Below are 24,410 nucleotides of genomic sequence, written 5' to 3'. Positions count from 1 at the left end.
TCCACTGTGGAGACTAACGATGCACGGCTTCAGGTTGCGTATTCACCCAAGGATTCGCCAGTGTGAATTTTGATTTATTTGCCGATGAAGCGCCGCGTCGCTGGACGGAAATGCTGGCACCGGGCGCAGTTATCCTGCGCGGTCGCGTCTATGACGATGCCTCGGCGTTGCTTGCGGCACTGAACGCCGTCACTGCGCGTGCGCCGTTGCGGAATATGGTCACACCGGGCGGCTTTGTGATGTCGGTGGCGATGAGCAACTGCGGGCCGCTTGGCTGGGTAACAGATGAACGCGGCTATCGCTACACCGCGCAGGATCCATTAAGCGGAGAGCCGTGGCCTGCCATGCCTGAGGCTTTTTCCCGACTGGCGAAGCAGGCGGCGAGCGAAGCCGGTTTTGCTGATTTTGAACCGGATGTCTGCCTGATCAACCGCTATGATGTCGGCACGCGCATGTCTCTGCATCAGGATAAAAACGAACGGGATTTCCGTCAGCCGATCGTGTCTGTCTCGCTGGGGCTTAGCGCGACGTTCCTGTTTGGCGGCATGGCGCGTAGCGATAAAGCACAGCGTGTTCCGCTGACGCATGGCGATGTGGTGGTCTGGGGCGGGGAATCGCGGCTCTATTTCCACGGCATTCTGCCGTTGAAAAGCGGCAGCGTGCCGGAAGGGATGTCCGACGAATGCCGTTTTAATCTGACATTTCGTAAAGCGGAATAAGAGGAATGAGCAGCCTGTATGGATCAATACAGGCTGGTTTTGGGTTGGACGCTTATTTCTTGCTGAACTTCATATAATCAAGCGCACTTTCTGCCGCGATACGGCCCGAGTTGAGTGCAAAGCCAAACGTACCGCCGCCTAACAGCAGGTCATAGGTGTCGCCATACATGCCAGCAGCATCATTACCCGTGACGTACAGACCTGGAATGACCTCGCCGGATTTATCTATCGCCTGCATTTTCTCGTCAATCTTCACGCCGCCGAGCGTACCCAGCGCGGCGGGCTGCATTCTCACCGCATAGAACGGGCCGGTTTTTACCGGACGCAGGTAATCCATGTTTTTGTTGAACACCTCATCCCGTTTTTGCGTCGCAAATTTGTTATTTTCTTCCAGCGTATTCTTCAGCACGCTGGCATCAACGCCCATCTCTTTCGCCAGCCCGTCAATGGTGGCAGATTTGAAGACGAAGCCGCGATTTTTCTGACTTTCCTTGGTAAATTCGCTATCAAATTTAGTCAGCTTGGTATTGGCGATCACCCATTCGCCAATCGGCACATCAATGCCGTCTTCGACGTAATGCTTACGGGAGGTTTCGTCAAAAATGGAATACATGATGCCGCCCGCTTTGGACAGCGCATTGCCGGAATGTGGCCAGATGATGACGTTGGATTCATCGGTAAAGCGACGGCCGTGTTGGTCAACCCACAGATAAGGCTGACGCGCGGCAGCCAACAGGTGAGAGTTGGGCGCGTAGTCCGGCAGGCCGGGGCGATAGGCTTGCAGGAGACCCAAGCCGTCCGGTTTGGCACCGGCTTTCCAGGCCATATTAATGCCGTCGCCGTCTTTACCGACGTTACCCACCATAATGGTATCGGGGAAGGCGGCGTATTTTTGCAGCATCTCTTTGTTGTTGGCATAGCCACCGGTCGCGATGATGACGGCCTTGGCGTTTATCTGGACGGTGTTGCCTTCGCTATCTTGTGCGATGATGCCTGTGACTTTGCCGTCTTTCACGACCAGATCTTTACCCGCCGTCTTCACCAGTGTGGTGACATCCATGGTTTTAAACTGCTCGTGGAATGTCTTGATCAGGTGGCGTCCGTGGCCGGGGCCGTCGATCACATGCCAGGTCAGCATGCCGCCAGGGCCGCCGGGGCCGATGTATTCAAACTTGATGCCTTTCGATTTCACCCATTCAATCGTGTCCGCCGAGCGGTTGACGAAGGCTCGCACCACGAAGGGATTGGCCATCCAGTGGCTGTACTCCATGATGGTCTTAAAGGCCATATCCGGCGTGACCACAATCCCCTGACGTTTCTGCATGCTGCTGTTGGCGGCGAAGATGCCTTCGGCAAAGTTACCCGTACCGCCAACTATCGGTTGTTTTTCCAATAAGACGATTTTCGCCCCTTTTTCTGCGGCGGCCATCGTGGCCGACGTGCCTGCCGCACCCGCGCCGATAATAACGATATCCGTGCTTTTCGGGATTTCCGGTTTTGCTGCGTCCGCCGCCTGTGCGGTAGACCAGCTCATCATCGAGAGGCAGAGCGTCGCGAGTACACTTTTTCTGAAGCGTTTCATGATGTTTTCCTTAATGTTATTCGTATTCTTACAATGCAGTCGTGCTGCGTGTGGAGAACCTACGGGATTAATTCGCCTTAGCCTGCGAGTACGCGTCTTCTGCGGCTTCTTGCACCGCGCCACTGGTCATCGTGGCACCGGACACCCCATCAACCTGGATGCTCTGCTTTTCGGTCATGGCTTTTGCGAGTTCTATTGCTGCTTCCCCACCGACTTCTGGTGTCTCTTCCGGGGCATCAATCGTCGATTTGAGGACTTTCCCCTGCGCATCGATATCAAGCGTAACGGTGACATCGCCGCCGATACCCTGCCTAGCGGCAGAATAGGTGCCAGCTTTAAAACTCCCTTCTTGTGCGGCCGCGGTTCCCATTGTGAATAACAGGCAGAGTGGAAGGATTCCTAAGCAGATTTTCATATCAATAGTTCCAGTAGTTTTTGAATGAATACGGTGAATAGCCACGTTATTTCCCATAAATAATGTTATCTCCCATAAATAAAGTGATAACCGTCGTCGTTATTGAGGGGCCTGAATATCAGGCAGCAAAGGGGTAAGCCAATGCCGAGTAATAAAAACAACAGGCTGAAAGGGTTAAGGTTGAAGAGGATTTCAAACTGAGAAAGAAAACGTAATATCGGAAATGTCAGCGTCATACTGAGCATCACGGAAAGTAATTGGCTAATGGTTAGCAGATTATTACCGCTGTGGTACGTGCTGTTATTTAGGTTGCTAAACGCCAGCGTGCTTTCTGCTGAATATAAGGTCGAAATCAGTACGCCTAACATCATGGCGATGATGCCGATGAGCAGCATCGATTTCTCTTGCACGGCAAGACTCAAGGCGAGGATACACAGCGACGTGACGCTGGTTGTCAGCATCAATAATCGACGGTAGCCAATACACTTGACCAATGGCTCGAACAGCAGTTTTGACAGCAGCGCACCGCTGGAAAAAAGCAGCAGAATCAGGCTGGTTTCCGCAGGTTTACAGGCCAGCGTCGTTTGCAACATTAATGAAAGTACGACGGGCGTTGACGCCAGTAGCGTTCGCGTCGCGATGCCGCCAATAACGCCGACAGAAAAGGTTCTGATGCCAAATAGAGCGCGAGGAAATAATGCGGTTTCTGCAATGAGATGTTGTCGGTAGTAAATAAACACCAAGCCCAGCGTGCTGCAAGACAGGAATAACATGACGAACGTTGGCAATATATTTTTCGTGGCGGTGGTTAATATGAAGGCCACGAGAAATAACATTAAAATGGGAAAGGCAACTTCATAGGCACCCGTTCGAGCTGTCTCTTTTATGGCAGCAACAGGAATATATCGAGTTGCCAGAAAAAAGCAGAGTAAAGCCAGCGGGATATTCACGAGGAAAATAGCCTGCCACGAGAGAAAACTAACCAGAATATTGCCGAAAACGGGGCCGATTAGGGTACCGAGTAATCCCAATAAGGTCACCCGATTCAGGAAGCGTAATTTCAGCTTCTGCGGCGTGGTGCGCAAGATGACGGTTCTGATGATGGGCAGCATGAGCGCACCGCCGATGCCTTGAATAAAGCGGAAAACGCTTAAGCTACCGAGTGTGGTTGCCGTCATGCACAGCAGCGAGCCGAGCGTGAAAATGGCGATCGCGATCTGGTAGGTTTTCCGTTCCCCTAGCCGTTCCGCCAGCCAGCTATTGGCCGGCGTAAACGCGACGACCGTGACAATGTAGGAGATCACGATCGTTTCCATATGCAACACCGGCTGGTGCAGCGACTGCGCGATGGCGGGAATGGCGACATACACCATGGTGGTATCCAGGGATTGCATGAAAAAAGTGGCAGAGGCAATCCAGAATAAGACCCATGACGTGTTCATTCAGGCCACCGTCATTTGTCCGGCATAAAGCACGAACAGTCGTAGCAGGAACACGCCGAACAGGCTCATGGCAGCTAACGTAATCAACTGGCCTTTGCCGGAGTGGGCAGAGGGCTTACGTACCCCGTTGGCAATGGCGGGAATCACAATGCCGATGCCGATAATGCCGATCCAGAATACGCCGCCCCAGAAACCCGACAGTGCGGTTTGTGCGGCAACAACCTTTTGCCCGCCGCCAAGCAGCAGCCCGATAAAGAATGCGAACAGCAGGAACAGTTCGGCATACACCACCGGGGTCTCCACGCGGTGGATGAAATGCAGGGAGCGTGAATTCCCCGTCGTATCACGACCCCATGCGCTGGCCAGCAGCATGACAGCAATGCCGGAGGTGGTGCCGGATACCAGAAACAGCACGGGCAGGACGGGGTTATTCAACAGCGGGAACGATTTCAGCGCGGACAGTAGAAAGCCGGTATAGCAACCGAGCAGGACTGCCAGCACCAGCAGCAAGTTTTCAATCACCGCCGCTTTTTTGACGATCATCGCCGTTAACTTACGCGCTCGCGCAGCCAGTGCGGGCCGGTGCCAGACGGTCTCAAGATGCGTCAGCCACTCATCATGATAAAGCGTGATGAGCCATAACAGCATCACGACGAAATACACCTGAAAGAGCATCACACCAAGCGACATGATGGAGGTCGGGTTGTAAAAGACCATCAAATACCAAAAGGTAAAGGGTTTGGTCAGGTGTAAAATCAGAATTCCCAGCCCGAGGATCACGGCGAGTGGTGCGACGATAGCCGTGGCTTTGATGACGCGATTACTGCCGTGATATTCGGTAGGAACGTAGTGCCTGATGAGCAGAGACAGCGACACCATTCCCGCGGAAATGCCAACCAGAAGAAGATAAACGGCGATGGGCCAATCCCATACCAGCGTGTCGAACGTGAAGGCATTATGCATTGTCGATGGCTCCTCGTTTCCCAGGAATACGATAGAGTTGGGGTTCGGTGCCCAGATAAACCTTGGAGCGGTAGGTCGCGTTGCTCTCGATCATCTTGGCAATGTTGCTTTCAGGGTCGTTGAGATCGCCAAATACCAACGCTTTGGTGGGGCAGATTTCGACGCAGGCAGGCTGTTTCCCGGCGGCCAGATTGGTTTCCCGGCAAAAATTGCATTTGTCCGCCGTTTTCGTGACGGGATTGATGAAACGCACATGGTAAGGACACGCGGCAATACAGTAGCGGCAGCCCACGCAGCGTTTATCGTTCACATCAACAATGCCGGTGAGCGCGTCTTTGAAGGAGGCTCCGGTTGGGCAGACGGCAACACAGGGCGGATTCTCACAGTGCTGGCAGGACTTACGGAAAAATTGCTTGATGGCGCGTGTTTTCTCGACGGCAGGAATGTCGACGGTTTGCAGTATATCCAGCCGGGTTACGTCATCAGGAACGCTATTCGTCTCTTTGCAGGCCTTGATACAGGCTTTGCATCCAATACAACGCATTTCGTTATGCAATAAGCCATATTTAATAGCTACTTTACCCGGCGTTTTTTCTGGCTCATTTTGCGCTTGTGCGAGACCGATATTTCCACTAACGGCAATCGCACTTCCCATATAGGCAATAAAACGACGGCGAGATAATTCTTCCATATCATAAATCTTCACATTGAGGTGATAGCCATGCGAATACCATAAGATGTCATAGACATTATTAATGTCGTCATCGTGTTAATATTTCGCAGTGTGGCGCTAATAGAAAATAGCGGTCCATCATTACGATGGAAATAATAAATAAGCCACGTTGTTATTATGGTTTTATTGGAGCATGAGAATAAAAAGCCAAGTGTGCGCTTGGTCACGTTTATTTTTTTGTAGATCCGTATATAACAAATACCGATTTGTTATAAATACAATGTCAATTCTTTATTCTTTTTGTATGTTTAAGAAATAGCGTTTCCGCTATAGATGTGTGCGTTGTTATTTTTTCATTATGTGATAAACGTGAATAATTGATGTGCATCATATTGCACGTTTTTTTATGCGGCGGCAGGGAAGTTTATAAACGGCTAGAGCGATTTCTCGCAACAAATAAAAACGTTAGTGCTTATTTCACACTAACGTTTATGCAACATAAATAATAAGAAATCTATTCTATAGATTTTAAACTAGCATCAGGGTTTTAGGTGCTTATCAAGAAAGCGCACGGTAATTTGCATGATGTCCGGTTGCAGCCAATGCGGCCCACCGTGCTCTGCGCCTTTAACGCTGTAGTAGGTCGATTCGATATTTTTCGCCGTCAGAGCCTGATGCAGTCTCTCAGTCTGACGTGGAGAAACCGAGGTATCGTTTGTGCCGTGCATAATCAGGAACGGCGGCGTGGTGCCGCTAATAAAGTTAATCGGGTTGGCCGCAGCCGCTTTTTCGGGATAGCGGGTAATCGCGCCGCCTTCATTAAATACTGCGGTGCCGTTGACCCAGATAGCTTCTGTCGCGGAAGGCGAGGCGTGTTTCTGAACGACATCATCAGGGAATCCTTCACCGACGAGCGTCAGGTCGGATAAGCCATAGAAATCAATAACGGCCTGAACATCGCTGCTTTGATCGAGATTATCACCTTTATCGTAGGCTTTTGAGCCATTGGTCACCCCGGAAAATGCCGCCAGATACCCTCCCGCCGATGAACCGAAAACCGCGGCATGCTGGCCGTCAATGCCGAACTTTTTCGCATTAGCGCGCAGATAGCGAATGGCGGATTTGACATCTTCCAGCGGAGAAGGGAAAAGCACGATGGGAGCGACACGATATTCCATACTGGCAACCACATACCCGGCTTCGGCAAGGTTAAGGCGCTGTTGCAGGTAATTATCTTTATTGGCATTAACGAATCCACCACCGGTAATGAATAGTACGACGGGAAGCGCTTTTTTCGCTTCGGGCTGAAGAATATCCATTTTTAATGCGACGTTAGGATAGCCTTGCACCGATACCTGAGAGTAAACGACATCGGAGATTAACTTCACTGACGTCGTTTCTTGCTTGACGGTGATTTCATGTTGGTTCTGTGACGCATTGATGGCGGTTGAACCTATCAGCGTCAGCGATGCTAATACTATTTTTGCTGTTTTCGGATAGTGCATACTTTCAGTCCTTTGTTAGAAGTATGTAAATTAGTGAGGTTTGTGAAGAACGATGTTGAGTTTGTAAAAATAATATTAATAAATCTTTATTAATATGGAGTGCTCTGTCTTAAACTAATGAATTGTTTCCTCATTGATAATAAGTTGACTATATCTACTATTAACGCTATTTCTCATTAATTAAATGTGCATCTAATCACATTTGATTATTTGCAAATTACTATAATTGTTATTGTGGGTGATTATAACCGAGAATGTTGATGTGTAATATAAAACAATGTTTAGCATAAAGCGTGTGATTTATTATCAGGAACTCATCCGTGTCGGGAGTTTCACTAAAGCGGCGAAGGCGCTGAATATCTCTCAGGCTTTTTTGTCGCAGGAGATCGCACGGCTGGAACTTGAAACGGAAAGAAAACTGATTAACCGAACCACCCGGCAGTTTTCTCTGACGCCGTTTGGGGAGATCTTTGCTGACAAAATTCAGGGGATGATTAAAGAGCATTATGAGCTGGAACAGTTCGTCAGCAGCTATGAGGAAAGCACGGATGGCGCGTTACTGGTTGGCGTGATCCCGATTTTTAACCGTCTGGCTCACTACAACATGTTTAACCTGTTTCAGAAGGCCTATCCCAATATCGATATCTCTTTCATTGACGGCGTCAGCACCGATTTACTGGAAAGGGTGCGCAATGGCGAGATCCACCTGTCTTTCTCGACGCCTTTTGATGAGTACCTGAACGATCCGTTATTTCATCACACCATTTGCCAGATCGATGACATTGTTGCGGTGATAGCAAGGTCACACCCGCTTGCCGACAGTAAGATGCTCAGCTTGCCACAGCTGGTAAAAGAAAAGCTGATCGTGCCGCAGAAAGGGACGGGGGAACATGCCGCCGTTTCGGAATCCTTCACTCGACAGGGCATCAACCCCAGCTACTTTCGCGAATGCAGCAATATGGACATCATTATGGATCTGGTGATCAACCTGTCCGGCGTGGTCTTCCTCTGTTCGTCTGTCGCCAAAAGCCTGACCGCTTACGACGTCGCGGTGATTCCGCTGGAAGAGCAACTGAAAAGGACATTTGCTATTAGCTACCTGAAGCGCAGCAATAACATTCCCATGGTGCGCCTGTTTCTGGATTTCCTGCAAGATTACAACAGCAAGTCCGTTCGGTAGGCATTTTCCTTGTTCAAAAGGCGCGGATATCCAAGGCATGTACCGTAACGGGAACATGCTACGCGTTCATAACAATCCTCATGCACTGGCTGTCCGGCCTCCGTCTTTTCTTATCTTATCTCCCCACGTTCTGCTTCCCCGACGCACTCCTGTTCTCCTTCCCGCTCTTCATGAATTTTAGATAAATGTTGCAGATGTGAATAAATGTGAGGCGATTCAAATTATCTCGATTAATATACTTGTATGGTAGTCAGCATAAACGAATGGCTACATGCACAGAAGGATAAGTAACGTGAAGATTGTCAGCGCTGAAGTGTTTGTCACCTGCCCGGGACGGAACTTTGTCACCCTGAAAATTACGACAGATAGCGGATTAACTGGCCTCGGCGATGCGACGCTCAACGGGCGTGAGCTGCCGGTCGCCTCTTACCTCAAAGATCATGTGTGTCCGCAGCTAATTGGCCGCGATGCGCACCAGATCGAAGATATTTGGCAGTATTTCTACAAAGGCGCGTACTGGCGTCGTGGTCCGGTGACGATGTCCGCGATCTCGGCAGTTGACACCGCGCTGTGGGATATCAAGGCCAAAGCCGCCAACATGCCGCTTTATCAACTGCTGGGCGGCGCATCGCGTACGGGCGTCATGGTGTATTGCCACACCACGGGCCACTCGATTGATGAAGTGCTGGATGATTACGCCAAGCATCGCGATGAGGGCTTCAAGGCGATTCGCGTGCAGTGCGGCGTGCCCGGTATGAAAACCACCTACGGCATGGCGAAAGGCAAAGGGCTGGCGTATGAGCCGGCGACGAAAGGCAACTTGCCGGAAGAGCAACTGTGGTCGACGGAAAAATACCTCGATTTCACGCCTAAGCTGTTTGAAGCGGTGCGCGACAAATTTGGCTTCAACGAGCACATGCTGCACGACATGCACCACCGTCTGACGCCGATTGAAGCGGCGCGCTTTGGTAAAAGCATTGAAGACTATCGTCTGTTCTGGATGGAAGACCCGACGCCTGCGGAAAATCAGGAGTGCTTCCGTTTAATCCGTCAGCACACGGTTACGCCGATTGCAGTGGGTGAAGTCTTTAACAGCATCTGGGATTGCAAACAGCTGATCGAAGAACAGCTTATCGACTACATCCGCACCACGATTACCCACGCGGGCGGGATTACCGGCATGCGTCGCATCGCCGACTTTGCCTCGCTCTATCAGGTGCGTACCGGTTCGCACGGGCCGTCGGACCTGTCGCCTATCTGCATGGCGGCGGCGCTGCATTTTGACCTCTGGGTGCCAAACTTCGGCGTGCAGGAATACATGGGTTACTCGGAGCAAATGCTGGAAGTATTCCCGCATAACTGGACATTCGATAACGGCTACATGCACCCAGGCGAAAAACCGGGGTTAGGCATTGAGTTCGATGAAAAGCTGGCGGCCAAATACCCCTATGACCCCGCTTATCTCCCGGTTGCCCGTCTGGAAGACGGCACGTTGTGGAATTGGTAAGAGTGGAATAGGTAATCAGAGGCCAAAACATGAAAAGCATTGTGATACAGCAGCCAAATGAACTGGTGATTGAAGAACGTCCTATTCCGCAGCCCGCGGCAGGTGAAGTTCGGGTGAAGGTAAAGCTTGCGGGTATCTGTGGCTCGGATAGCCACATCTATCGCGGGCATAACCCCTTTGCCAAATATCCGCGCGTGATCGGGCATGAATTCTTCGGCGTGATTGAGGCGGTAGGTGAGGGCGTGGAGGCATCACGTCTGGGCGAACGTGTCTCGGTCGACCCGGTAGTGAGCTGCGGCCACTGCTACCCATGTTCAATCGGCAAGCCGAACGTCTGTACCTCGCTGGTGGTGCTGGGTGTGCACCGTGACGGCGGGTTCAGCGAGTACGCTGCCGTACCGGCGAAGAACGCGCACACCATCCCGGACGAGATTCCTGATGAGTTCGCGGTAATGGTGGAACCCTTCACGATTTCAGCCAACGTGACCGCACAGGTGAAGCCGACGGAGCAGGATATCGCCCTGATTTATGGCGCGGGACCGATGGGGTTGACCTCGGTTCAGGTGCTGAAAGGCGTGTTCAACGTGAAGGAAGTCATTGTCGTCGATCGCATTCCTGAACGTCTGGATATGGCATTACGCAGCGGAGCGGACAGGGTCATCAACAACGCATCGCTGTCATTAAAAGACGAGCTGGAAGCGCTGAATATCAAGCCTACGCTGATTGTTGATGCTGCCTGCCATCCGTCTATTTTGCAGGAAGCGATTACGATTGCGTCTCCTGCGGCACGCATCGCCATCATGGGTTTTTCCAGCGAGCCTTGTCAGGTCAGCCAACAGGGAATAACCAGCAAAGAGATCTCCATTTTCTCATCGCGCTTGAATGCCAATAAATTCCCCATCGTGATTGAGTGGCTGAAAGCGAAACGTATCGACCCAGCAAAACTGATTACCCATCGGTTTGATTATCAGCAGGTGGTACAGGCGATTGAGGTCTTTGAAAAAGATCAAAAACGCTGCTGTAAAGTCCTGCTGACGTTTAATGAAGCATGACACGTAATTAACAACAGGGGATATATACCCTAAATAATTCGAGTTGCATGAAGGCGGCAACCGCGCGAGTCCCCAGGAGCTTACATAAGTAAGTGACTGGGGTGAGTAAGGGCAGCCAACGCACAAGCAACGTGAAGTATGACGGGTATAAAAGGAAAAACTATATCGGCTACAGAATAATATAATGATTCCTTTGAAGTAATTATTTCTCTCTTAATCACTCCAGATCGTCAATAACGAACTGGAGTGGATTGCGACACCATGATGAACGGTAATTTTACTTACTGTGCTCTACCATAATTACAAATCGTCGAGAGTATATATGAATACGCAAATAGCATCTGGACAAGATAAGCCTGTAAGAAGTACCAAGGATTTAGTCAAGGCAGCAGTATCCGGCTGGCTGGGCACCGCATTAGAATTCATGGATTTCCAACTGTATTCGCTCGGTGCGGCATTGGTTTTCCATGAAATATTCTTCCCTGAACAATCGGCGGCAATGGCGCTGATTCTGGCAATGGGAACCTACGGTGCAGGCTATGTCGCACGTATCGTTGGTGCCTTTATTTTCGGCCGTATGGGGGACTCCATCGGCAGAAAGAGAGTGCTCTTTATCACCATTACCATGATGGGGATCTGTACCACGTTAATTGGCGTGTTACCGACCTATGCACAGATTGGTATTTTCGCGCCCATCTTGCTGGTGACCTTGCGTATCGTGCAGGGGTTAGGAGCGGGAGCCGAGATTTCCGGTGCCGGTACCATGCTGGCTGAATACGCGCCGAAAGGGAAACGCGGGATTATTTCCTCTCTGGTGGCAATGGGTACCAACTGTGGCACGCTCAGTGCTACGGCTATCTGGGCCGTCATGTTTTTTGCCCTCTCGAGAGAAGAGTTACTGGCGTGGGGCTGGCGTGTACCGTTCCTGGCCAGCGTCGTCGTGATGATCTTCGCGATCTGGCTGCGTATGAACCTGAAAGAAAGCCCGGTCTTTGAAAAAGTGAGTAATGATGTCTCTGGTACTGAAGAGTCGTCACCGGCTCTGGTGGTTGAGCAAAGCGAGCAAAAATCAGTACTGTCCATGTTCAAAAGCAAGGCGTTTTGGCTGGCAACAGGATTACGCTTCGGACAGGCGGGAAATTCAGGGTTAATTCAGACCTTCCTCGCGGGATATTTAGTCCAAACGCTCTTATTCAATAAATCTATTCCTACTGATGCATTGATGATCAGCTCCATTATTGGTTTTATCACGATTCCATTATTAGGCTGGCTCTCGGATAAAATTGGTCGCCGCGTACCGTATATTATTCTGAATATCTCGGCGATATTGTTAGCCTACCCAATGCTCTCTCTTATCGTCGATAAAGAGAATAGCGTTAACGTGATTGTCGTCAGTATTATCATTATTCATAACTTTGCGGTGCTGGGGTTATTTGCGCTGGAAAACATCACCATGGCGGAAATATTCGGTGGGCGCAGCCGCTTTACGCAAATGGCGATTGCCAAAGAAACGGGCGGCCTGGTTGCCGTTGGTTTTGGTCCGGTGTTAGCGGGTATTTTCTGCAACATGACCGGTTCCTGGTGGCCGATTGTCGTGATGATGATTGCTTACTCGGTGATTGGTTTATTCGCGGCTATCTGTATGCCGGAAGTGAAAGACCGTGACTTGGATGCATTAGACGACGCGGTATAACGTTCAGATTGTCATTATTCGAGTTGCAGATGAGTTGGCTTGTCTGCAACTCGAATCATTTAGGGCGCAGACATATTTTTTGAATCACCTATCAGGGATAACGATGAGTATCAGTGAATTTTCCACTCTTAAACCGCAGGTTGTGGTGCCGCGTTACGACCGACGCCTGCTAAAAACACGTATTGCGCATATTGGCTTTGGCGCATTCCACCGGGCGCATCAGGCGGTCTGTGCCGATAAACTGGCGGCGGAGCACGGTAGCGACTGGGGCTATTGCGAAATCAACCTGATTGGCGGTGAGCAGCAGATTGAAGCCATTCGCCAGCAGGATTTGCTGTGGTCGGTGTCCGAAATGGCGGACAGCGGCTGGAATAGCCGAGTCATTGGCGTAGCAACCCGCGCGCTGCATGCGGAAGTCGAAGGTATCGAGGCTGTACTGGAAGCGCTAAGCGCGCCGGATATCGCCATTGTGTCGATTACCGTCACGGAGAAAGGCTATTGCCACCATCCGGCGACGGGGCAGTTGAATAGTGAACATCCGCTGATTTGCCACGATCTGGGGTTACCCACAGAACCACGCTCCCTGCCCGGTGTGATTCTGGCTGCCATCAAACGCAGACGGGAGCGTCAGCTACCGGCATTCAGCGTGATGTCCTGCGACAATATGCCGGAAAATGGGCACGTCACGCGCAACGTGATTGTGCAACTGGCCGAGCTGCAGGATGTCGAACTGGCGCGCTGGATTGAACAGCACGTCACCTTTCCGTCCACGATGGTGGACAGGATTGTTCCGGCTATCACCGAGGAAACGTTGAAGACGATTCAGGGGCAGCTCGGTGTCGTCGATCCTGCGGGGATCGCCTGTGAACCGTTCTTCCAGTGGGTGGTTGAAGATAACTTCGTCAACGGCCGTCCTGCGTGGGAAAAAGCGGGCGCGGAGCTGGTGCAGGATGTCCTGCCGTTTGAGGAAATGAAGCTGCGTATGCTGAACGGCAGCCACTCGTTTCTGGCGTATCTTGGCTACCTTGCTGGCTACCAGCATATCAGTGAGTGCATGCAGGACAGCGAACTGGTCGCGGCGGCGCATCATCTGATGTTGCGTGAACAGGCACCGACGCTGCGTACACAGGGTGTCGATCTCGCCGCCTATGCGGATGCGCTGTTGGATCGCTATCGCAACCGGGCGCTAAAACACCGTACCTGGCAGATTGCGATGGACGGTTCGCAGAAATTGCCACAGCGGATGTTGGATTCAATCCGCTGGCATCTGGCTCGCGGCAGCCGTTTTGATGCGTTGGCGCTTGGCGTGGCAGGGTGGATGCGCTATGTCGGCGGCGTGGATGAACAAGGACAACCGATTGAAATTAGCGATCCGCTGAAAGATTTGATCGCGGAAACGGTGCAATGCAGCTCGGAAGGCGAAAGCCGAGTCGTGGCACTGCTGACGCTGACGGCGATTTTTGGTGAGGACTTGCCGAAGAATCCTGTCTTTGTCGATGTGGTGACGCAGCACTACCTGTCGCTGTTAGCGAAGGGTGTGAAGGGAACATTGCAGGATACCGACTGGTAGGATGAAAGCGCAGCGGCGACGGCCGTCGCGTGACTGCATTAGATAGCCGTAATCATAAAGCAACACAGGATGAGGCGAGTGCCGACAATGCCTTGTCCTGTGTCTTCCGATCTCACCACGACAGGCGTTGTAACACTGACACTCGCTGCGCTAAGCGTGTATCATAAGCGGTAAATTTCTCGGGCAAGCACAGCGGCATGGATACCTCTTTTCAGATCAACAACAACGAACCAGTCAATCAGCAAATTTATCGCGTACTGCGCAAAGACATTGTGGAATGCAATATTCCGCCGGGTAAACTGCTGTCTGAAAAAGAAATTTCCGTGCGTTTTGATGTGTCCCGCCAGCCGGTCAGAGAGGCTTTTATCAAGCTGGCAGAGGCCGGACTGGTGCAAATTATGCCGCAGCGCGGCACGTTTGTGATGAAAATCTCCGAGCAGCGTGTGGCAGATGCCCGCTTTATTCGTCAGGCGCTGGAATGCGCGATTGTACGCCGGGCGGCAGAAATGGTGACGGAAGAGCAACTGCTGACGCTGGAGCACAACTTACGCCGTCAGGAACTGGCCGCGCAGAATGAGCAGGTGCGTGAGTTTCTCAGCCTTGACGACAGCTTCCATCAGCTTCTGACGCAGATTGCCAACTGTCCACTGGCGTGGGAAACCATCGAGTCGATTAAAGCGACGATGGACCGCGTGCGTTTTCTCAGCCTGAGCCAGGTTTCACCGCCGACCAGCCTGATCCAGCAGCACTACCTGATTTTTAGCGCCCTAAAAGCGCGCGATCCTGATGCCGCCGAAAAAGCGATTCGTGAGCATTTGCAGGAAATGATCTATTCGATCACGCCGATTGCGCAACAGAATAGCGACTGGTTCGAGCACGCCTGAGCGTGTTACCTGAGTGCGTTGAACAGTGGCTTCCCCGTCTCCGGTGGAAGCCATTTCACAGAAGACTACTTGAGCGGCTGTGGCAGGGTAATCACCCACAGTTCATTATCGGCTTCTGGCTTCTCCAACGGTTTGATGGCTAACGTCGTCTCGACCGCCTTGCCATCTCGCGTCAGTTTTCCATCGGCAGTAACCTGATAGTCGTCCGCTTTATCTTTTGCTTTCACTGGGGATTGCAGTACAGATTGCAGGCCAAAGTCGTTGTCGTTAATGACGGCCAGCGTTTGCTTATCGACCAGCGCCAGACCTTCCACTTTCTCCTGCTGCCAGCCAAGCTTACGCAGATCCACCAGCTCCTGCTTATGCGCCAGCGTAATACCGCGTTTTTCCAACTGGGCAAGATCGTCAAATTCCGGCGATTTGCCATCGGCATCGAACGGTGTCAGATCGCTCGCCTTGCTGAGATCGACCAGATAGATGCGGTTCTGCATCTGCTTGTCTTTGTCCGCGCCTTGCTCGACCAGCAGAATGCGCTGATTATCCAGCGCCACGATATCGCCGATCTTGGCATCCTTCGCTTTCTTATAGCTGTCGATGTTGATGGGGTAGCCCACCATGCGGCTGGTTTTGGTTTCCGGGTTAAACATCACCAGACGCGTAAACTGCGCTTTGTTTTTGCTTTTGCCGTCGATATCCAGCGTGCTTTGCACGGCCATGACGATCGTGCCATCCGGCAGGCGGGTCAGCCCTTCAAAACCCCGATTCGGCTGACGCCATTTGATGATATTCGGTAAACCGCTGGCAACCGAGTGCTCATTGCCCGCAGGCGTCGGCCCGAATTTTTGCAGGATCTTCCCGCTGGCATCAACGTGAATCAGGAACGGGCCGTATTCGTCACACAGCCAGAAGCCGCCTTTGCCATCCGGCGTAACGCCTTCGGTGTCCAGCCCACGCTCGCTGGTACTGAGCGGTTGTAGGGCGTCGTTCAGCGCCACTTCATTGGTGGTGCCAATAAAGTCTGCTGGCAGCGGCAGGCCGGTAATTTTACCCTCGGTATCGTGCAGCGGGCGGGCGTTGATCGCCTCGGCGGCTTTCGCGCTGACCCGAATATCCATCATTAGCGGCGCGTAGTCGGGGCTGGCAAAGATCTTGGCCTCTTTCTCGCCGACCAGCGGCGCATCGGCATTCGGGCCGCGATCGGTGACGGTGGTGAACATCAGGTCGTCACCCTGTTTGCCGGTAAAATAGAGGCCGGAGCCAATGCCGACAGGCAAACCGTTGGGGAAGTTCTTGGCGAATTTGCCCTGATACGCAACATGATCGCTGGCCGGGAAGGTAACGACATAGCGCGTCACTTTTTCTCCTTCGGCCTGCGCGCTGAACGGCAGAAATCCGGCAACCAGCAGTGCTAACAATGTGTGTTTCATGCTATTCCCCATCAAATGTCATTCGGGTTGTGGCTACGGTGCGGTGACCGTGCCGCCTGTCGTGGATGAAGTGATACCACCCGGATTGAGCTGAGGATAATCATAATCAATGCGCAAAGGATGCGCGTACTCGCTGTTCCACAGTTGTGTATAGAGCATGTCTACCCGCTGCGCCATCGCTGGGTTCTGAATCACCATCTCCAAATTGCGCGAGTTATCCAGATAGCCGCCGCTCCAGTTGCTGGTGCCTATCCAGGCTTTTTGGCCGTCGATGGTCATGATCTTACTGTGGATCACGCGGGCAAACGGGATGAAGCCGCTGCTGGCTTGCGGTATTGAGACCGTTTTTATCTGAATGTTGGGTAGCACGGCCAGACTTTTCAGGTAAGCGATATTCGGCATTTTGGTGCTCCATTCGGACACCATCAGCTCGATCTGGACGCCGCGTGCGGCGGCGGTGCGAATCGCGTTATCGATCACCGCGTAGTAGGGGCGCGTTTTATCCGGGCCGTAAGAGAGCGGGACGTAATCCATCACCTGAATGCGAACCTGCTGTTGGGCTTCGGCCAGCAAACGAGGGAGTTCTTCTTCGGAATCTATCACGCCAGCGGGGTTGAATGCTTTGGGGCTGGCAACCAGATAGTTGCCCGAACGGTCAGCGGGTTGCGTTGCTGCGGGCAGCGGCGCAACGGTTTCGCCGTGGGTCAGTCGCGCTTGCGCCAGCCAGTCTTGTTCAAAAATGGCGCTAATCTGAGTCACCACGCGGGGATCGTCGATTAATAACCCCGTTTCGTGAATGTGCTCCAGCGCCCGCCAGTCAAGATTCTGGCTGCCCATGTAGGCCTGTTTGCCATCAACCAGCAGATATTTAGCGTGCACAATACCGCCGCTCAGGCGTTCAAAGGGGATTACGCGCAGCTCCAGATTCGGAATCGTTTTGAGCTGTTCCAGCGTGTCCTGCGTGGAAATTTTTAGCCCTTTTTCTTCAAGCAGCAGGCGGATTCGCACGCCGCGTTCTCCGGCGGCACGCAGATGCTGTAAGACGTTATCGAAGCGTGTTCCAGCCTGATTAGCGACATAGAATTGGCCCAGTTCAATGGTGTGCTGTGCGTTATCAAACAGCGATATCCACACCGCGTCGCTGGGGCGTAAATCGGGGGCGGTCAGCGTGGTTTCCACCGGGGCGTCATACACTAATTCATAGCCGGGAATGCTATAGCCGCTAGTGTCGGCATGAGCTGACGCACTCACAATAAACAATACGCCTCCTGCCAGTAGTGTGTTGATGCAATGCTTCCAGCGCTGCCCCGGATGGGTGAAACCACAACGATTAAGCATAGCGCTTCTCCGCTATCGCTTTGTCTGTCATGGCATTGTCCGTAACAGCACTGTGCGTTACAGCGGAGCCCGCTTTCTGTTGACGAGTATGCGGCATTCCGGCGCGAATCAGCAGGACTTTCAGCATTTCGCTGATGTGTTCCATTCGGCTTTGCAGGAAATTGTTCCCCAGCAGGCAAACCAGCGCGATGGCGATGCCCAGCCCTGTCGCGTACAGCGCGGTTCCCATGCCGGCGGAAACCTGGCTTGGGTCGGAGATTCCCGCAGCGGACAGGGCTTTGAAGGTTTCAATGATCCCCATGATGGTGCCGAGTAGCCCCAGTAACGGTGCTGCGGTGACGACGGTTTCCAGAACCCACAATCCGCGCGACAGCTGCGGCTTACTTTGCAGATACTGTGCGTCGATCAGGTCGTTAAGCGCATCGCGGTTTTCTGCCTGATGTGACTGCGTCAGAACGGGCGTGACGACGGTGATAGGCAGGCTGGGGCGCTGGGTTAGTGCGTCCGGCAGATCGTGAACGTGGCGAATATCCGCCGTCAGCGCGCGTTCCAAACGTTTGGCCTGTCGGTGCGTATAGGAAAAGTAGAGACTGCGTTCGATGATGATCATCAGGGCGATCACCAGTGAGGCGTACATGACGTAGAAAATAATCTCGTGCAGCATATCGGCGTTCATGGCCTGATCCTTCTGTTGCCTTGTTGGGCGTTGTTGGTGATGAGCGCCAGCACGGTGCTCCGTGCTGGCGTATTACGTTATCGAATTAGAACGTGGCTTCCAGTGAGGCGTTGAAGGTGCGCTCTTCCCCGACGTTGTAAAACGGTGTGCCTGCCGATACGCCGTTATACGATCTTGAGTTGAAGCTCACTGAGCGCGCGGAGTCGAGATACTCTTTGTCGAACAGGTTGCTGACGCCAAAGCGTAAGGTGGCGCTTTTCACGATCTTCTTATCCACTGGCAGATAGACACCGGCGCTGAGATCGAAAACGGTACGTCCACCGATCTTCTCGTCATTGGTCATGTCGCCGTAGAACGATCCGACGTAGCGGCTATTCACACCGGCGTAGTAGAGGCCGTCGTCATAGCCCAGCCCGAGGTTGAGCATATTTTTCGGCGCGTTGGCAACCTGCTTGCCCGTGGTGGGGAGCTGGCTGCCGCCGGTGGCGAGATTGTTTTTCTGTGTGGTATCGGTATAGGTATAAGCCGCGAAGTAGTTGAAGTTATGAGGCAGCTTGCCGCTCCACTCCAGTTCCAGCCCTTTATTTTCCACTTTCCCAGCGTTGATCATTTCGTAATCGCCGGCGGCGTTACGGCTGGAGATCTGGCGATCGGTAAAGCGGATAAAGAACAGCGAGGCGCTCAGCAGCATGTCCTCATCCTGGAAGCGCCAGCCGAGTTCCTGATTCCAGCTCAATTCAGGCTTGGTATTGATGGAATCGCCAACGTTATACAACACGTAGTTGGGCGGGGTACGCATGTTGCGTGTGATGTTATAGAACACCTGATTTTCGGTATTGATACGGTAAGCCGCGTTAAAGCTAGGCAGGAACTCGTGGTATTTCTTGTTCTTTTTCTCTGCGACGTTATACAAGCTGCCGAGATTAGTCCCGTCACGTTCTACGTGCTGATAGGCCAGACCGCCGGTGAACGTCCATTCTGGGGAGAAGAACCAAGTGTCCTGAACCCAGATTTTATGTGCTGGCGTGACAGTAAACTGGTTACGGCCTTGAACCACGTTCCCGTTCGCGTCGGTGACCTGATTCGCATCGCCGGGTTTGCCGGAGACATTAACTGGGTTGCCGTCGCTCTGGATCGGGATGAACGGCTGCGTTTGGCGCTGGCGGGCACGCTCGAACCAGTAGCCGATATCCAGACTATGCTCGTCGCTAATATCCCATTTCAGCTTGGTGGTGATACCCGGCCGCCAGGTTTCCGTCCACGACGGGCGATAATAAGTGTTGGAGGTCAGGTTGCTGAGATCGTAGTTACCTGCGCGGTCCGACGTCGCGGATAACACGCTGGCGCTTCCGCTGCCAAAACTGCCGCCGTTCGTCGAGAAATAGTAGGGCTGTAACGTCAGCGCCAGATTATCGCGCAACTGCAACTTCTGGGTGAACGTGACATTCAGGGTTTCAAAGTTATTGCGATTGAGTTTGTAGTATTGGGATATTTGTCCACGGCTGTTGTAGATAGGCGTCGTGGCGTAATCCATCTTGCGTCCATTTTGCTCGAACTGTCGTTTGCTCAGCGTCATGTAGTTGATAGTGTCTTGCTGATTGTATTTCACAATCAAGCTACTGCTGTGGCCATTTTCATGTTCATACAGTCCGTTCCACTCGACTTTATCGGCGCGGGAATAGCCTGCGCCACGCCATTTGTCGGAATCGGTATACGAATAAGAGAGCCAACTGCTGAAACCGTTGTGTTTACCGGTTTCCAGACGTGCAAAGGTCTTGCTGAGGTTGTTGCTGCCGAATGTTTGCTTAACGAAACCACCAAACTCTTTCACCGGACGGTGGGAAACCAGCCCGATGTTGCCGCCGCTGGCACCGATGTGCGGGCCATCCATTTCTGATGAGCCTTGGGTAACGAAGATCTGCTCCAGGTTTTCCGGGTCGCCCATGCCGTTCGGGTACACGGCGTAGTCGCCAGAGTCATTGACGGGAATACCGTCTGATGACAGGCCGACCTGATCCGCACTCATGCCGCGCATGGTATAGCTGACGCCGCTTAAGCCGCTGGCGTCGTTGCTGCTGACGTTCAGGCCCGCAGTGTATTTCAGTTTATCAATGGCATTGCCTGCGGCGGGCATCTTATCCAGCGCGTCTTTTGTCACGGTCGAGCGCGATTTGGCGCTGTCTTCCTGAACCATTAATCCTGCGCCGAGCGGTTGTCCCTGTACGTTGATCGTGCCGACATCTGTCGCTTCCTCCGCCAGCGCGGAGCCTGCCAGTAATGCGCCGACGACGGACAAACATACCCCAGAAAGTTTGAACGGTTTCATTTAGTCATCCTAGTATTATCAGTAATTTGTTTATATCCGTCATACTTCAAGCTGCAGGTGTGTTGGCTGCGCTTACTCACCCGAATCACTTACTTGAGTAAGCTCATCGGGATTCCCTCACTTGCCGCCGTCCTGCAACTCGAATTATTTAGGCTATATCAACGTGTTGTTGACGTTATTTTTGCTGATTCGCTCTCTTGCTCAGGTGCGAAACGCTACTGCGCCTGATAATCGAACGTGGCTAAAAAGCGTTTTGTGCTTTGTCCTGCAAAGGCGTCGGCGGGGAAGGCCCGAACCTGTTTGATGCTCTGTAAGCTGGCTTGTGCTGCTCGGTTAAGCAGCATGCTGCGTGTTTTGCTGCTGATGCCTGAATCGATAACTCGTCCTGTGCGATCGACTTCCAGCCAGACTTCAACGCGACCTTCGGGACGCTCAAGCGATGCCTGTCGCCCGGTTGGGTAGCGTTTGGTTTGTTCAAGCTGCGCGCGCAGCGCCTGCACATAGCTGTTTTCCAGCGCGGCGACATTCACCGACGGCGCGGAAGGAGCAGCCGGTGCTGGGCGCTTGGCCGGGGCTTCCGGGCGTGGCGTAGTCGGCTTGGCGGGTGTGGGCGTCGGTTTAGGTTTGGTTTCCGCCTTGGGCTTAACCTCGGGTTTAGGCTTTGGCTTCACTTCCGGCTTAGGGGGCGTAACCGGCGGCGCTTCTATAATCGGATCGGGTTCATTAACCGGAATCGGCTCAGGCTCGGGTTCCGGTTGTGGCACAGGGATCGGTTCTGACTCAGGGATCGGTTCGGGCTGGGGAATCGGCTCCGGTTCAGCCAGCGTGAGCGCCATGACTGTTTCGTCGTAGTGCTGCTGAACTTTCAGCGGCGGCTGTTGGCTGGCGAAGAACAGGCAGGTGGCAAACACCGGCAATGGTAACCAACTGATGGCGTGGCGTGAGCGATAGAGCTGGTACATGTCACAATTTCCGGGTAGCGATAGAAATGGACGAGAACCCACCCTGACGCAGGGTATCCATGACGGCTACCAGACGCTCAACCTCGACGCTTTTATCGCTGTTGATAATGATGGTGGTTTGCTGGTCTTGCTGCTGCTGTTGCAGCGTCGTCACGAGATCGCTCAGTGCCATCGGCTGTCCGTCCAGCTCAAGATGATCCTGTGCGCCAAGCGTGATGATCGCTTTTTTCTGCGGCTTAAGTTGTTGTGCGCTGCCTGCGGCGGGGAGCTGCGTTTTCAGACCTAGCGCGGGAATGACGTTCATGCTGATCAACACAAAGAAGACCAGTAGGAACATCATCACATCGATCATGGGAACCAAATCGATGTGGGCTTTTTGCTTCTTTGGTTCGTTCCAGTTTCTCATTACTCACTTCCCTACAGGCGCGAATGTCTGCATTTCTGAACAGGGCAATTCGCGTGGCGCCGAAACAAAGCAGCCAATATAGGTAGGGTTTGTTTAATTTTTTTTACATTTATGTGATTAATTTTTCATTTGGATACGCATTGGTGGTAATTTTTTGTCAAAAAATAAGTTTTTTTGATGTTTTTACATCATTTATAACAAAGGGGGGGGAATACCCTGAGAAAGGGGAGGGCACATGTGGTGGGCGCTAACTGAGAAAAATGAATGGCCAGTGGAATCACTGGCCGGAGAATTGTCTTTTAGCTGGAGCGTTATCCTTTTCCGCGCGGTTTCCTGAAGGCGAAAAAGAGTTGGATTGTGTTGCACAGCACCAGACAGGCGGTGATGACGAATACCCAGCGGAAGCCCATCAGGGCGGAGACGCCGGAACCCACCAGCGGCCCGAGGACGTTGCCCAGATACATGAATGACTGGTTATAGCCGAAGATACGGCCCGTCACCTGCTGACTGCTGTATTTGACCAGCAGTGCCTGCACGGTTGGCATCAGTGCGCCATCGGCAAAGCCCAGCAGAAAGCGCAGTATGCCGAGCTGTGTAGGGCTTTGTACCATCGCCATGACCAGGAACAGCAGTACGCTGATCGCCAGTGCGGCGATCAGGACGCGATGTGCGCCGATTCGGTCACCTAAACGGCCAAGTCGCGGTGCGGATAGCAGGGCGGATACGCCGGGAATGGCCGCAATCACGCCGCTGATAAAGGCAATGTTGTCCGTGCCGGGAGCCAGATCGCGGATGAACAGCGTCAGGATCGGGCTGATGGAGCCGTTCGCCATCTGGATCATCATTGTCGTAATGAACAGGCAGATGATGAGTGCCGGATACGGCAGCGAAGCGAAGACGGCTTTTCCGCTGAGTCGATTCTCTTTGGTGACCTTAACCACGCTCTCTTTAATGGCGAAAAGCGTAATCAGGAAGCTGATAAACAACAGGCCACCGGTGATGAAAAAGACGATGCGTAGCCCGATATAGTCGGCCATAAAGCCGCCGAATAAGGGGCCGAGAATAACGCCAGCAATCTGCCCGGTCGATAGCATACCTAGTGCCCAGCCGCTTTTTTCACGCGGAACCTGTGAGGCAATCAGCGCCATCGCGTTGGGAATGTACCCGGAGGTCAGCCCCATGAGTGACCGTAGGATGAACAGTTGCCATACGTTGGTCGCCAGCCCCTGCAATGACATCACGATCGCCATGCCAAGTGCGGCGCGTAGCAGCATGAGCTTTCGCCCTTTACGATCGGCGAGGCTTCCCCACAGTGGCGCAACGGCGGCTGAGATGAGAAAAGACGAACTGAAGATCAAACCGGACCACAGACTCAGCGACTCGTGCGAGTGAACGCCAAGCTGCTCAATGTACAGCGGCAAGAAGGGTAATATCTGGCTCATGGCCAGCCCGGTGAAAAAACATCCCAGCCAGGCAGAGAAGAGGTTAAGTTTCCAGGTTTCCATGGGGGTAGGAATGGGCCTTCATCAGCGAATAACCAATGGCGAAACCGTGGTGACTGCGCGTAAAAAAGTGTGCTAACCGACAGTGAATGGCGCTCAATTAATAACGGACAGTGACTAAAATTTCGTCTTTCATCATGAGCATAGCATAGCCAGCGGCGTATTGGTCGCTGATGGTAATGATTCGCAACAAAAGAAAATAATCGTGGGTAAGTGCGGACTGGGGAAAGTATCGGTGAATTTCATTGTGTGACTTGCGTCACAAAAAATGTGCTTTTTCTCAACAAGCATGTACAATTCATCCCCATAAAGCGGGGCACTGCGCCATTAAGACAAGTCATCGCTAAAAAGTCATTCCATCGCTTAATTAAACAATACGTTAAGTAAAACCAAGGTGAAAAAAGTGCGTAACTTCTTTAAAAAAATGCTGGCGGCTTACCTGAATACCTATAAAGACGTGCCGCCCGGCGCACTGTTCTAAGAGTCTGTGCTATGCATCGTATGAAACAGGCCGCCAATAGGGCGGCCTGTTTATTTATGGGGCCGACTTATTTTGAGAATCAACATAACGTGGTTCTGAGTCAGTTC

General features: G+C 52.4%; 21 protein-coding genes. 8 read left to right on the top strand and 13 right to left on the bottom strand.

The annotated features are described in order from the left end of the window. Nucleotides 1-62: 62 nt before the first annotated feature. Complete coding sequence (gene alkB, locus JFY74_16430) at nucleotides 63-719, top strand: DNA oxidative demethylase AlkB (protein QQG27645.1); 657 nt, start codon at nucleotides 63-65, stop codon at nucleotides 717-719. Between the two features lie 52 nt (nucleotides 720-771). Here the strand turns inward: alkB and JFY74_16425 are convergent, their stop codons facing one another. The 6 genes from JFY74_16425 to JFY74_16400 all read right to left on the bottom strand — a co-directional run bounded on the left by JFY74_16425 (nucleotide 772) and on the right by JFY74_16400 (nucleotide 7,299). Then, nucleotides 772-2,301, bottom strand: coding sequence for an FAD-dependent oxidoreductase (locus JFY74_16425; protein ID QQG27644.1), 1,530 nt, complete (start codon nucleotides 2,299-2,301; stop codon nucleotides 772-774). Nucleotides 2,302-2,368: 67 nt separating this feature from the next. Next, entirely contained in the window at nucleotides 2,369-2,716 is a 348-nt protein-coding gene (locus tag JFY74_16420) for an FMN-binding protein (GenBank protein ID QQG27643.1), read from the bottom strand. A 65-nt stretch (nucleotides 2,717-2,781) separates the two neighbouring features. Beyond that, nucleotides 2,782-4,158, bottom strand: coding sequence for an MFS transporter (locus JFY74_16415; protein QQG27642.1), 1,377 nt, complete (start codon nucleotides 4,156-4,158; stop codon nucleotides 2,782-2,784). After that, entirely contained in the window at nucleotides 4,159-5,121 is a 963-nt protein-coding gene (gene nrfD, locus JFY74_16410) for a cytochrome c nitrite reductase subunit NrfD (protein ID QQG27641.1), read from the bottom strand. It lies immediately after the preceding gene. Beyond that, entirely contained in the window at nucleotides 5,114-5,812 is a 699-nt protein-coding gene (locus JFY74_16405) for a 4Fe-4S dicluster domain-containing protein (GenBank protein QQG27640.1), read from the bottom strand. Before JFY74_16405 ends, nrfD begins: the two co-directional genes overlap by 8 nt. 521 nt (nucleotides 5,813-6,333) lie before the next feature. Continuing rightward, entirely contained in the window at nucleotides 6,334-7,299 is a 966-nt protein-coding gene (locus JFY74_16400; protein QQG27639.1) for an alpha/beta hydrolase, read from the bottom strand. A gap of 277 nt (nucleotides 7,300-7,576) precedes the next feature. Between JFY74_16400 and JFY74_16395 the strand changes: the two genes are divergently transcribed. The 6 genes from JFY74_16395 (at nucleotide 7,577) to JFY74_16370 (ending at nucleotide 15,185) form a co-directional block, all read left to right on the top strand. Continuing rightward, complete coding sequence (locus tag JFY74_16395; GenBank protein QQG27638.1) at nucleotides 7,577-8,479, top strand: LysR family transcriptional regulator; 903 nt, start codon at nucleotides 7,577-7,579, stop codon at nucleotides 8,477-8,479. A gap of 292 nt (nucleotides 8,480-8,771) precedes the next feature. Continuing rightward, entirely contained in the window at nucleotides 8,772-9,986 is a 1,215-nt protein-coding gene (locus JFY74_16390) for a D-galactonate dehydratase family protein (GenBank protein ID QQG27637.1), read from the top strand. A 29-nt stretch (nucleotides 9,987-10,015) separates the two neighbouring features. Continuing rightward, nucleotides 10,016-11,038: a Zn-dependent oxidoreductase gene (locus tag JFY74_16385; GenBank protein QQG27636.1), complete on the top strand. Its 1,023-nt coding sequence runs from the start codon at nucleotides 10,016-10,018 to the stop codon at nucleotides 11,036-11,038. A gap of 322 nt (nucleotides 11,039-11,360) precedes the next feature. Further along, nucleotides 11,361-12,731 carry an MHS family MFS transporter gene (locus JFY74_16380; GenBank protein ID QQG27635.1) on the top strand — a complete coding sequence of 457 codons (1,371 nt, stop codon included), beginning with the start codon at nucleotides 11,361-11,363 and terminating at the stop codon, nucleotides 12,729-12,731. 103 nt (nucleotides 12,732-12,834) lie between these two features. Then, nucleotides 12,835-14,301: a mannitol dehydrogenase family protein gene (locus tag JFY74_16375; protein ID QQG27634.1), complete on the top strand. Its 1,467-nt coding sequence runs from the start codon at nucleotides 12,835-12,837 to the stop codon at nucleotides 14,299-14,301. Nucleotides 14,302-14,498: 197 nt separating this feature from the next. After that, a complete protein-coding gene (locus JFY74_16370) occupies nucleotides 14,499-15,185 on the top strand; it encodes a GntR family transcriptional regulator (protein QQG27633.1) in 687 nt (228 codons plus the stop codon). Nucleotides 15,186-15,250: 65 nt separating this feature from the next. On the opposite strand, the gene JFY74_16365 is transcribed toward JFY74_16370, so the two are convergent. From JFY74_16365 to JFY74_16335, 7 genes are all read right to left on the bottom strand, one after another. Beyond that, nucleotides 15,251-16,612, bottom strand: coding sequence for an esterase-like activity of phytase family protein (locus JFY74_16365; GenBank protein ID QQG27632.1), 1,362 nt, complete (start codon nucleotides 16,610-16,612; stop codon nucleotides 15,251-15,253). A gap of 33 nt (nucleotides 16,613-16,645) precedes the next feature. Then, complete coding sequence (locus tag JFY74_16360; GenBank protein QQG27631.1) at nucleotides 16,646-17,950, bottom strand: phospholipase; 1,305 nt, start codon at nucleotides 17,948-17,950, stop codon at nucleotides 16,646-16,648. Continuing rightward, on the bottom strand, nucleotides 17,943-18,626 hold the full coding sequence (locus JFY74_16355) for a MotA/TolQ/ExbB proton channel family protein (GenBank protein ID QQG27630.1): 684 nt from the start codon (nucleotides 18,624-18,626) through the stop codon (nucleotides 17,943-17,945). The genes JFY74_16360 and JFY74_16355 overlap by 8 nt, the downstream gene beginning before the upstream one ends. A gap of 85 nt (nucleotides 18,627-18,711) precedes the next feature. Further along, the gene (locus JFY74_16350) at nucleotides 18,712-20,952 is read right to left on the bottom strand and encodes a TonB-dependent receptor (protein QQG27629.1); all 2,241 of its coding nucleotides are present in this window, start codon (nucleotides 20,950-20,952) and stop codon (nucleotides 18,712-18,714) included. Between the two features lie 215 nt (nucleotides 20,953-21,167). Then, nucleotides 21,168-21,914, bottom strand: coding sequence for an energy transducer TonB (locus tag JFY74_16345; protein ID QQG27628.1), 747 nt, complete (start codon nucleotides 21,912-21,914; stop codon nucleotides 21,168-21,170). Between the two features lies 1 nt (nucleotide 21,915). Next, entirely contained in the window at nucleotides 21,916-22,320 is a 405-nt protein-coding gene (locus JFY74_16340; GenBank protein ID QQG27627.1) for a biopolymer transporter ExbD, read from the bottom strand. 311 nt (nucleotides 22,321-22,631) lie between these two features. Continuing rightward, complete coding sequence (locus JFY74_16335) at nucleotides 22,632-23,825, bottom strand: multidrug efflux MFS transporter (GenBank protein QQG27626.1); 1,194 nt, start codon at nucleotides 23,823-23,825, stop codon at nucleotides 22,632-22,634. 421 nt (nucleotides 23,826-24,246) lie between these two features. Here JFY74_16335 and azuC point away from each other — a divergent pair, with 421 nt between their 5' ends. After that, a complete protein-coding gene (azuC, locus tag JFY74_16330; GenBank protein ID QQG30570.1) occupies nucleotides 24,247-24,303 on the top strand; it encodes a stress response protein AzuC in 57 nt (18 codons plus the stop codon). Nucleotides 24,304-24,410 lie beyond the last annotated feature (107 nt).

The organism is Pectobacterium carotovorum (assembly GCA_016415585.1).
GTDB classification, from domain to species: Bacteria; Pseudomonadota; Gammaproteobacteria; order Enterobacterales; family Enterobacteriaceae; genus Pectobacterium; species Pectobacterium carotovorum_K.
This window is presented reverse-complemented; position numbering and strand designations above follow the sequence as displayed.